Genomic DNA, 9,866 nt, shown 5'->3' on the forward strand with positions numbered 1-9,866 from the left:
AATCTACATCCGGAAAACGCCGAAGGTGGTCTCTGGGATCGGCGCATTCAGCGACGCCGAGATTGCGAGACCCAGCACGTCGCGGGTTTGCGCCGGATCAATGATGCCGTCATCCCAGAGCCGCGCCGTCGCATGATAAGGATTTCCCTCGTCCTCATAGCGCTGGCGGATCGGTGCCTTGAAGGCTTCGGCCTCCTCGGGCGACCACTTGGCGGCGTCGCGGTGGACGGTGGCCAGCACGCTGGCGGCCTGCTCGCCGCCCATCACCGAGATGCGGCTGTTGGGCCAGGTGAACAGAAAGCGCGGGCTGTAGGCACGACCGCACATGCCGTAGTTGCCGGCCCCGAAGCTGCCGCCGATCAGGACGGTGAACTTCGGCACCTCAGCAGAAGCCACAGCTGTCACCAGCTTGGCGCCGTCCTTGGCGATGCCGCCGGCCTCGTACTTGCCGCCGACCATGAAGCCCGAGATGTTCTGCAAAAAGATCAGCGGAATCTTGCGCTTGCAGGCCAATTCTATGAAGTGCGCGCCCTTCAGCGCGCTCTCGCTGAACAGCACGCCGTTATTGGCCAGGATCGCCACCGGCTGCCCCCAGATCCGGGCGAAGCCGCAAACCAGCGTCGTACCGTACAGCGCCTTGAACTCGTCGAACTGGCTGCCATCGACAATGCGCGCGATAACCTCGCGGACATCGTAAGGCGCCCGGACATCGGTCGGAACGATCCCGTAGAGCTCTTCGGGGTCATAGGCCGGCGGCTCGGGGTCGGCGAGCACCAGCTGGTCCGGCTTGGTCGTGTTGAGGTTGGCGACGATGGAGCGGACAATCTCCAGCGCGTGCTCGTCGTTCTCGGCGACATGGTCGACCACGCCAGAGCGGCGGCCGTGGGTCTCGGCGCCGCCCAGTTCCTCGGCCGAGATGACCTCGCCGGTGGCGGCCTTCACCAGCGGCGGGCCGGCCAGGAAGATGGTGCCTTGGTTGCGGACGATGACGGTCTCGTCGCTCATCGCCGGCACGTAGGCGCCGCCGGCGGTGCACGAGCCCATGACGCAGGCGATCTGCGGAATGCTGGCCGCGCTCATCCGCGCCTGATTGAAGAAGATGCGGCCGAAGTGGTCGCGATCGGGAAACACCTCGGCCTGATGCGGCAGGTTCGCGCCGCCGCTGTCGACCAAGTAGACGCAGGGCAGACGGTTCTGCGCGGCGATTTCCTGGGCGCGAAGGTGCTTCTTCACCGTCATCGGAAAGTAGGCGCCGCCCTTCACCGTGGGATCGTTGGCGACGATCATCACCTCGCGGCCCGACACGCGGCCCACGCCGCAGATCATGCCCGCGCCGGGCGCCTCACCATTGTAGAGGTCACAGGCCGCAAGTTGGCCGATCTCCAGGAACGGCGAACCCGGATCCAGCAGCCGTTCGACCCGCTCGCGGGGCAGCAGCTTGCCGCGCGCAGTATGCCGCTCACGGGCGCTTTCCGGTCCGCCCAGGGCTGCTTGCGCCACCTTGGCGCGCAACTCGTCCACAAGCGCCCGATTGTGGGCGGCGTTCTTGGCGAAGGCGTCGCTCGACGCGTCGATAACGGAGTTCAACTTCGGCATGACCGACGCTTAGCCTTTTCCACCCTGCCCCGGAAGTCGGAGTTTTTTGGACCCCGAACCCAAAGATTCAGAGCCAAAACCGTTCTCGACCATTTCGCTTCCGCGATCAACAGTTGCGCCTGAACGAGCCCTTGTGGTCAAGCCTGCCGGTTCGGGTTAGCGTCCGCGCCGTGGAAACGCCCCTGCCCGACGACTCGGCCCTGGCGCGCCTCTTCGCCCGCGCAGGGCGAACCGGGGCGGCGGCCTGGTTTTCCCTGCCCGGTGGAGCGACGCTGTTCGAGGCCGGCGAAGCAGCCAACCATCTCTACTTTCTGAAGACCGGACGCCTGGGCGCCTTCCGCCGCGAAGAGGGCCAGGAACCTCAATTCCTGGGCGTGATCCGCCCGGGCGAACCGGCCGGCGAGATGGCTCTGGTCGGCGGCACGGCGCATTCGGCCAACATGGTCTCGCTGCGCGACAGTGAGGTGCTGGCGCTCCCTCGTGATGACTTCTTCGAGGCCGCCGAGGAAGACCCGACCGTCATGATTGAGCTGTCGCGACTGATGATCCGACGGACCAGGCAGGCCCAGACCCACGCGGCGATCGGCGATCCGTCAGTCTTCGGCTTCATCGCGGTCGAGCCGGGCGCGGCGATCCGGCCTGTCGTCGAACGTCTGGGTCGCTGTATCGAGAGTCTGGGCTACTCGGTCACCGTAGAGGGCGCCGAGTCGCAGCTGGCGCCGACCGAGTGGTTCAGCAACGTCGAACGCGAGCACGACTTTGTGCTCTATGTCGCCGAAGCGGACGAAACCGCCTGGAAGCACGTCGTCGGCCGCCAGGTCGACCACCTGTTCCGCGTCGGCCGCGGCGATCGTACGCCGCCGACGACGATCCCCTCCTACGCTTCGGGCCCCCTGCAGGCGCAGCGGCTAGTGGACCTCATTCTGCTGCAGTCCGCCAATCTGGATCGTCCTTCAGGCTCGGCGGCCTGGATGGCCGCCACCCAGGCCGCGCGACTGTTCCATTTGCGCGAGAACGGCGTCGCCGACCTGCAGCGGCTCGCTCGCGTGCTCACCGGACAATCGGTCGGTCTTGTCCTTTCAGGCGGCGGCGCCCGCGCCTACGCCCATATCGGCGCGATCCAGGCCATGCGCGAACGCGGCATCCCGATCGACTTCGTCGGGGGCGCTTCGATGGGCGCCATCATCGCGGCGGGGATCGCGATGGGCTGGGATGACGGCGAACTGGAAGCCCGCATCCAGAAGGCCTTCGTCGACACCAGTCCGCTGGACGATATCGCCTTCCCCATGATCGCCATGACACGCGGTGAAAAGGTCAGAACCCGACTGGAGGAGCACTTCGGCTCGGTCGACATCAGTGATCTGTGGCTGCCGTTCTTCTGCGTGTCGTCGAACCTGACCTCCGGCTCGTATCAGCTTCACCGCACCGGAGACCTGCAGACGGCTCTGCGGGCGTCGATCTCGCTGCCCGGCGTTCTGCCGCCGGCCACCGATAAGGGTCAGGTGCTGGTGGACGGCGCGGTCATGAAGAACTTTCCAGCGGACGTGATGCGGTCCTTCCAGCTTGGACCGATCGTCGGGGTCGACGTCACCCGTGGCCGCAGCATCACCAGCGCTGACACCGTCACGCCCCCATCCCTGTGGAACTGGATTCTCTCCGGCGAATGGCGCAAGGGCCCGCCGATCGTGGCCTTGCTGATGCGTGCTGCGACCGTCACGACCGGGCGCGATCTGGCCGCCGCTCGCGAGGCGACCGACGTTCTGATCACCCCGAAGCTGGAAGGCATCGATATCCGTGACTGGCGCGCCTTCGAACCCGCCGTGAAGGCCGGCTACGTCGCCGCCGGCTTCGCCCTCGACGGAGTGCATCGCCCCATCACCGATCTTCGCAAGCGGCCCAGCCTGGCCGAGCGACGCGCGGCGTTTAGTCCCGCTTGGTCGCGATAACGACCCTTTCCTTTCGCGAAAACCGGTCCAATATCCTTCCCGTGTTGTTCAACAACTGAAAGGAGGTGGTCCAGTGTCTCATTGTCTCCAACCGCGGTCGCAAGTCGTGACCTGGAGCCCGAAGAGCGAGGTCTCCGCCTAAGGCGTTGAGCGCCAAGGGTTTCGAGTCACTGGCTGCGAGAGCGGCTACGACGATGGAGGGCCGCCCCGAGCGATCGGGGCGGCCCTTTTGATGTCGCGCAGCCCAGGATCAGCCGCCGATCAGCTCGCGTCCGATCAGGAAGCGGCGGATCTCGTTGGTGCCGGCGCCGATGTCATAGAGCTTGGCGTCGCGCAGCAGGCGCTCGACCGGCCACTCCTTGGTATAGCCAGCGCCACCGAGGGCCTGGATCGCCTCCAGCGACACCTTCACGGCGTTTTCCGACGCCATCAGGATCGCGCCGGCGGCGTCGAAGCGCGTGGTCTTGCCCGCGTCACAAGCCTTGGCCACCGCGTAGACGTAAGCCCGGGCCGAGTTCAGGGCCACGTACATGTCGGCGATCTTGCCCTGCATCAGCTGGAACGAGCCGATCGGCTGGCCGAACTGCTTGCGGTCGCGGACGTAGGGCAGCACGACATCGAGGCAAGCCTGCATGATGCCCAGCGGACCGGCCGCCAGCACGGCCCGCTCGTAGTCGAGGCCGCTCATCAGCACCCCGACGCCACCGCCGACCGGGCCCATGACGTTCTCTTCGGGAATCTCGCAGTCCTCGAACACCAGCTCAGCGGTGTCCGACCCGCGCATGCCCATCTTGTCCAGCTTCTTAGAGACGCTGAAACCCTTCATGCCCTTCTCGACGATGAAGGCGGTGATGCCGCGGCTACCCTCGCCGGTCTTGGCGTAGACCACCAGCGTATCGGCGTGCGGGGCGTTGGTGATCCAGAACTTCGTGCCGTTGAGGATGTAGCGGTCGCCCACCTGCTCGGCGCGCAGCTTCATCGAGACGACATCAGAGCCCGCGCCGGCTTCGCTCATCGCCAGGGAGCCCACATGCTCGCCGCTGATCAGCTTGGGCAGATAGCGCGCCTTCTGCTCCGGCGTAGCCCACCGACGGATCTGGTTCACGCAGAGATTGGAGTGGGCGCCGTAGCTGAGCCCCACGGAGGCGGAGGCGCGGCTGACCTCTTCCATCGCCACGACGTGTTCGAGATAGCCCAGACCCAGCCCCCCGAACTCTTCCTCGACGGTGATGCCATGCAGACCCAGATCCCCCATCGGGACCCAGAGTTCGCGGGGGAAGCTGTTGGTCTCGTCGATCTTGGCGGCGATCGGTGCGATCTTGTCGGCGGCGAAACGGGCCGTGGTCTCACGGATCGCGTCAGCGGTCTCGCCCAGCGCGAAGTCCATCGAGGGTGCGAAAGTCATCGACATGGTTTCCTTCCCGAACGCCCGAGCGGAAGATGTGGGCGGTTTCAGCGCTTGTCACGCTCTGGCTCAACACTGAGAGAGCGTGTGCATCCGATCTCGGTCGATTTCCACCAGAAAACAGCCGCACGATAGCAAAAAACGCCCGCCAGTCTCTGGGACCAGCGGGCGTTCTTGCTCATGCCTCGGGGTGGCGAGGCAAGAAACCTACTCTTCGTCGCTCACATCGGGGCCCGCCAGACGGCGCAGCAGCAGATAGGCCGAGACCACGAAGCAGATCGCGCCGACCATGCTGGCGCCGTAGCCGAAGAGCTTGACCTGGCCATCCGAGCCCGCCGCGACGGTCAGGATCCAGAGGACGCCGCCGCCGAACAGGGCCAGACCCAGGATGCCCAGGCTGATCAGCAGGCTGGTGTTGCCAAAGCGGGGCGGCTCCGGCTCCACCAGCGGCACGTCCATCACGCCGACGGTTGCGTCCTCGCTGGTCGAGAAGCCGTCCAGATTAAAGACCGACGAGCCGGTGGCCGGCGCGCCGAACAGGGTCGGCTCGCTCGGCGCGGGACGCGTCGGGGCCGGCGCCTCGACCGGAGCCTCGGCCTGTTCAGAAGCTTGTGGCGTCAGGCGGAACGGCGTGAACTCGACCGGAGCGGCCGGCGGCGGTTCGACCGGCGCGGGCTGCGGCTCGGCCTCGAACAGCACCGGCGCCGGCTCCATCGCGGCAGGTTGCGTCGGGGCCGGCGGTTCGGGCAGGCCCAGATCATCCTGGCGCATCGCCGGCTTGGCCATCGACGCGGGCGCCGACGGCGTTTCCGGCAAGATCGCTTCCAGGCGCGCGGCGACCGCAGCGGCCGATTGCTCGGTGGCGGTCGGAGCGTCCTCTTCCGGGACGACCACGTTCAGCGGCAGGCCTTCCTCGCGCTGGGCGATGACACGGTCGCCTTCGGTGCGGGTGTTGACGGCGGCCGGCGTCTGCTTGGGCACCGCGCAGCTGGCGTCATAGTCGACCTTGGGACGCAGCACGGGGCTGGGCGCGGGGACCCATTCGCCGTTGGCCGGCGTGAGGAACAGGGTCTTCTCGGCGGAGCGGCGGCGAACCAGCGCATCGATGACGATGCGCTCGCCCTCGAAATCGGCCTTGCGCCACATCTCCATCGCGCACGCGGCTTGCAGGAGCGAGCCCTCGTTGATCCGGCGCAGGACGCCCGAGCGGAGGAAGTTGTCGAGGCCGATATTGAAGGCGAAGCAGACCAACGCGTCGAACTGGTTCTGGTTCAGCGGCGTGTAGGTGTGCTCGTTCACCGAATGGGCGACCGAGATGAGATCATAGAGCAGCAGCGCCTCGGCGTCCTTTTCCGAGACAGAGGCGCCCTCGCGGGCGGTCAGGGTGTGGCCATAGCCGACCGTCCAGCGCCCGTCGGGGAGCTGCGCGGCCTTCTGACGGTACCCTTCGAATCTCTTGATGAGATCGACGGCGGCCCGGGAGACCTGATGACGCGGTTTCATCGCCTAGATTGACCCAGTTTGAGACAGACGCGGATGCGTTCGCCTGTCCCGGCGCAAGGTCGGCGCCAGTTTCCCCTGGCGAGGGTCGTGGCCGGCGAGAAAACCTCAGTGCAGCAGCAGCGAGGCGATCAGCAGCACCGCGAAGAAGCCGGTGAAGTCGGTCAGGAAGGTGACGAAGATCGAGGACGACACCGCCGGGTCACGGCCCATCTTCTCCAGCGCCAGGGGCATCAGGATGCCGCCCAAGGCCGCGGTGAAGATGTTGGTGATCAGGGCCGCGCCGACGATGATCGCCAGCTTGTCGTGTTGATCCGACGGCCCGAAGAACATGTAGGTCGCCGCCCCCATCACCAGCGCCAGGCAAAGCCCGTTGACCAGGCCCACCAAGAGCTCGCGCGCCACGATCCGGCGGGCGTTGGCGGGGGTCAGCTCCTTGCTGGCCAGAGCCCGCACGGCCACGGCCAGGGTCTGGGTGCCGGCGTTGCCGCCCAGGGACGAGACGATCGGCATCAGGATGGCCAGGGCCACCAATTGAGCGATCTCGGCCTGGAAGATGGCCACGCCGCTGACGGCCAGGGTGGCGGTCGCCAGGTTCAGCATCAGCCACGGCAGGCGCGACTTGACGATCTCGATCACTGAGGCGTCACGGCCGGCGTCCGACACACCGGCCAGGGCCAGAATGTCTTCCTCGGCCTCGTCGCGGATAACCTCGACGATGTCGTCGACAGTGATCTGACCCACCAGCCGCCCGCCCGGTTCGATCACCGGGGCGCTGATCAGGTGGTACTTGTCGAAGATGTAGGCGACCTCTTCCTGGTCCATCTCGACCGGGATTTCGGTGACCGCCTCCATCAGCTCGGCCAGCGGCGTCTGACGACGGCTGCGCAGCAGGATGCTGATCGGGATCGCCCCGACAGGCTTGAAGGTCGGGTCGACGACATAGACGTCGAAGAACAGCTCGGGCAGCGAGTCGCCGGCCTCGCGGACATGGTCGATCGTCTGGCCGACGGTCCAGAATTCCGGCGCAGCCAGGAACTCGCGCTGCATCAGGCGGCCGGCGGTCTCGTCCTCGTAGGACAGGGTCGTCTCGATGGCGGCGCGGTCGGTCTCGCCCATGGCGGCCAGCACCTGGAAGCGCTTGGTGTCGTCCAGGTCGTCGATGACGTCGGCGGCGTCGTCGGTGTCCAGCTCCTCGAGGGCCCGGGCCAGGGTCACCGACGGGGTGGCCTCCAGCACTTCCTCGCGGATGTTGTCCTCCAGCTCGGAAATGATCTCGCCCAGCGCTTCGGGGTCGAGCAGCGGGATCACTTCCTCGCGATAGTCGGCCGTCAGAAAGCCCATCAGGTCGGCGACGTCGGCGGGGTCCAGGGCCCCCACCAGCTCGCGCAGGCGCTTGGCGTCGCCGCGGTCGGCGGCGTCGATCACCATCTCGACATATTCGGGATTAAGCGCGTAGTCGTCGCCGAGGGCGAGGTCTTCCAGCTCCTCGGGCGTCTCGGACTTGGGAAGCGGGATATGGGCCAGCGGGATGTTGTCCAGCACGTCGTCGTTCAGTTCGGCGGTGTCCCGGGTCATGGGGGCCTCCTGAGCTCTCAGAGCGCGTGGGTTCGTTGGGCTGGTCCGATCAAGCGACCCTGAGGCGAAGTCAGGGCCAGAAACGATTAGAGCGCCCCCAGCGAGTCGGAAACCGATTTCGCCAAGCGCGCCCTACTCTTGTTCACCTTGGTGCGGTCGAGAAGACTCGAACTTCCACGGGTTGCCCCACAGCGACCTCAACGCTGCGCGTCTACCAATTCCGCCACGACCGCTCGTGGTGAGGGGCGGCTGGTAGCAAACTGAATCGGCTTTGGGAAGCCGGAAGTTCGAGAATGTCGAACTCAAGCCCGCGACGGATCAGCTGCCGCCGGCCATGTAGTCGTAGACGTCAGCCGCGCGGGTCACCTGGATAGCGATCCGGTCGTCGCTGATCTGGATTTCGCCGCGGGCGATCGGGTGGTTGTTGGCCAGAATCCAGACCTCGTCATGGGTCTTGGCGTCCAGCGGAATCACCGCGCCACGGCCCATGCGCAGAAGCTGCTGCATAGGCAGGATCGAGCGACCCAGGAGGACCGAGATCTCGACATTGACGGCGTTGACCTGGCTCACGAAGTAAGACCCTTGAACTGACACGCACGACCTGACTGGTCGCGGCGTCCAGGATTGCAAGAATAAGGCCGCATGCTTTCGCTCCCGTTAAACCCTGAAAACACTGGCCTTCCGCGCATGGGACGCGATGACGCCGCGCCCGTGGGGTGGGCGGTTTCGACCCAGCCCGTCCCCTACCCGGCAGCCGTTGCCGCCATGGAGGCCCGGGCGGCGGCCATCGCCGACGGAACGGCCGGCGAGCTGATCTGGCTTTTGGAGCATCCCCCGCTCTACACGGCCGGGGTCTCGGCCAAGGCCGGCGACCTGATCCAGCCCGACCGCTTTCCGGTGTTCGAGAGCGGGCGCGGCGGTCAGTTCACCTATCACGGCCCCGGCCAGCGCGTGGCCTATGTGATGCTGGACCTGACCCAGCGCGGCCGCGACGTCCGCGCCTTCGTGGCCGCCCTGGAGGCCTGGATCATCGACGCCCTGGACGCCTTCAACGTCACGGGCGAGCTGCGTGAGGGGCGTGTCGGCGTCTGGGTCGAGCGCAAGGGCGCCGGCTGGAGCCGCGAGGACAAGATCGCCGCCATCGGGGTGAAGCTGCGCCGCTGGGTCAGCTTCCACGGGATCAGCCTGAACGTGGAGCCGGATCTCTCGCACTTCTCGGGCATCGTGCCCTGCGGCCAGACCGAACACGGCGTCACCAGCCTGGTGGATCTGGGCCTGCCGGTAACCCTGGATGATGCGGACGCGGCGCTGCGGTCGAGCTTTTCGAAGGTGTTCGGAGCGGTCCAGGACGCTGAGGCGCCGGTTTAGGGGCATTTGATGTCCGCCTAAACTGCGTCCTTCCCCTTGATGGGGAAGGGTCGGGGGGATGCCCCCCCGCATCGCGGGGGAGGAACTGGCGCGCGCGCTTCATCGACCTCACGCGATCACTCGCTGAAGGTTCGGAAAGGGACGCGGAGCGCCGGACATCCGTCCGGATTGTGAGACAAGAATACCGTTTCGACGAAGCCCGACGCTCCGCGCAGCCGTTATCCGTCAGCGTCCCGGGAAGGTGGCCCTGTTCAGGCCTTACCGGGACCCGGGCGCTTCCGTTTCCGGCAGCGCCCGGCGATCGAAGAGGGACGAAACCCTTTCCCCCGACCACGCCGACGGCGGGCGGGTCTGGCCAGCAACCAGATCCCCGGACCGTCCGAGTACCCCCCTCGAACCTGTCCCCGCTCGACCGCCCCCCGCCGCCGCAAATGGTCGCTGGCCATGCGCCCTTTCCTCGCGACGAGGTGGAA

Annotated in this window: 8 protein-coding genes, 1 tRNA gene and 2 pseudogenes; 5 read left to right on the forward strand and 6 right to left on the reverse strand. The window is 66.6% G+C overall.

Translation table 11 applies throughout. The features are described 5' to 3' along the window. Positions 1 to 3: 3 nt before the first annotated feature. On the reverse strand, positions 4 to 1,596 hold the full coding sequence (locus CVUC_RS17060) for a carboxyl transferase domain-containing protein (protein ID WP_096033551.1): 1,593 nt from the start codon (positions 1,594 to 1,596) through the stop codon (positions 4 to 6). Between the two features lie 170 nt (positions 1,597 to 1,766). Here CVUC_RS17060 and CVUC_RS17065 point away from each other — a divergent pair, with 170 nt between their 5' ends. Continuing rightward, on the forward strand, positions 1,767 to 3,542 hold the full coding sequence (locus tag CVUC_RS17065; RefSeq protein WP_164468143.1) for a patatin-like phospholipase family protein: 1,776 nt from the start codon (positions 1,767 to 1,769) through the stop codon (positions 3,540 to 3,542). 55 nt (positions 3,543 to 3,597) lie between these two features. Continuing rightward, positions 3,598 to 3,684 (forward strand): hypothetical protein, encoded by an 87-nt coding sequence (locus CVUC_RS17070; RefSeq protein ID WP_024265772.1) that lies wholly within the window; start codon positions 3,598 to 3,600, stop codon positions 3,682 to 3,684. Positions 3,685 to 3,792: 108 nt separating this feature from the next. Here the strand turns inward: CVUC_RS17070 and CVUC_RS17075 are convergent, their stop codons facing one another. From CVUC_RS17075 to CVUC_RS17095, 5 genes are all read right to left on the reverse strand, one after another. Continuing rightward, positions 3,793 to 4,953: an isovaleryl-CoA dehydrogenase gene (locus CVUC_RS17075; protein WP_012640425.1), complete on the reverse strand. Its 1,161-nt coding sequence runs from the start codon at positions 4,951 to 4,953 to the stop codon at positions 3,793 to 3,795. Positions 4,954 to 5,154: 201 nt separating this feature from the next. Next, a complete protein-coding gene (spmX, locus tag CVUC_RS17080) occupies positions 5,155 to 6,450 on the reverse strand; it encodes a lysozyme-family localization factor SpmX (protein WP_096033553.1) in 1,296 nt (431 codons plus the stop codon). Between the two features lie 105 nt (positions 6,451 to 6,555). After that, a complete protein-coding gene (mgtE, locus tag CVUC_RS17085; protein WP_096033554.1) occupies positions 6,556 to 8,025 on the reverse strand; it encodes a magnesium transporter in 1,470 nt (489 codons plus the stop codon). Between the two features lie 148 nt (positions 8,026 to 8,173). Next, positions 8,174 to 8,258: transfer RNA gene (locus tag CVUC_RS17090), tRNA-Leu, on the reverse strand. Between the two features lie 85 nt (positions 8,259 to 8,343). Further along, positions 8,344 to 8,655 carry a FliM/FliN family flagellar motor switch protein gene (locus CVUC_RS17095; protein ID WP_010920036.1) on the reverse strand — a complete coding sequence of 104 codons (312 nt, stop codon included), beginning with the start codon at positions 8,653 to 8,655 and terminating at the stop codon, positions 8,344 to 8,346. Between the two features lie 12 nt (positions 8,656 to 8,667). Between CVUC_RS17095 and lipB the strand changes: the two genes are divergently transcribed. From lipB to CVUC_RS20885, 3 genes and pseudogenes are all read left to right on the forward strand, one after another. Then, positions 8,668 to 9,393 carry a lipoyl(octanoyl) transferase LipB gene (lipB, locus tag CVUC_RS17100; RefSeq protein ID WP_096033555.1) on the forward strand — a complete coding sequence of 242 codons (726 nt, stop codon included), beginning with the start codon at positions 8,668 to 8,670 and terminating at the stop codon, positions 9,391 to 9,393. A 170-nt stretch (positions 9,394 to 9,563) separates the two neighbouring features. Next, a pseudogene (locus CVUC_RS20880) lies at positions 9,564 to 9,668 on the forward strand (hypothetical protein); the annotation flags it as partial. Positions 9,669 to 9,721: 53 nt separating this feature from the next. Beyond that, positions 9,722 to 9,866 (forward strand): annotated as a pseudogene (locus CVUC_RS20885) (hypothetical protein); the annotation flags it as partial.

It is taken from the genome of Caulobacter vibrioides (assembly GCF_002858865.1).
GTDB lineage: Bacteria > Pseudomonadota > Alphaproteobacteria > Caulobacterales > Caulobacteraceae > Caulobacter > Caulobacter vibrioides.

Bases quoted from the DNA above. Each gene is read 5' to 3' on its own strand.
- CVUC_RS17060 (WP_096033551.1), bottom strand. From the start codon at position 1,596: ATGCCGAAGTTGAACTCCGTTATCGACGCGTCGAGCGACGCCTTCGCC.
- CVUC_RS17075 (WP_012640425.1), bottom strand. From the start codon at position 4,953: ATGTCGATGACTTTCGCACCCTCGATGGACTTCGCGCTGGGCGAGACC.
- spmX (WP_096033553.1), bottom strand. From the start codon at position 6,450: ATGAAACCGCGTCATCAGGTCTCCCGGGCCGCCGTCGATCTCATCAAG.
- mgtE (WP_096033554.1), bottom strand. From the start codon at position 8,025: ATGACCCGGGACACCGCCGAACTGAACGACGACGTGCTGGACAACATC.
- lipB (WP_096033555.1), top strand. From the start codon at position 8,668: ATGCTTTCGCTCCCGTTAAACCCTGAAAACACTGGCCTTCCGCGCATG.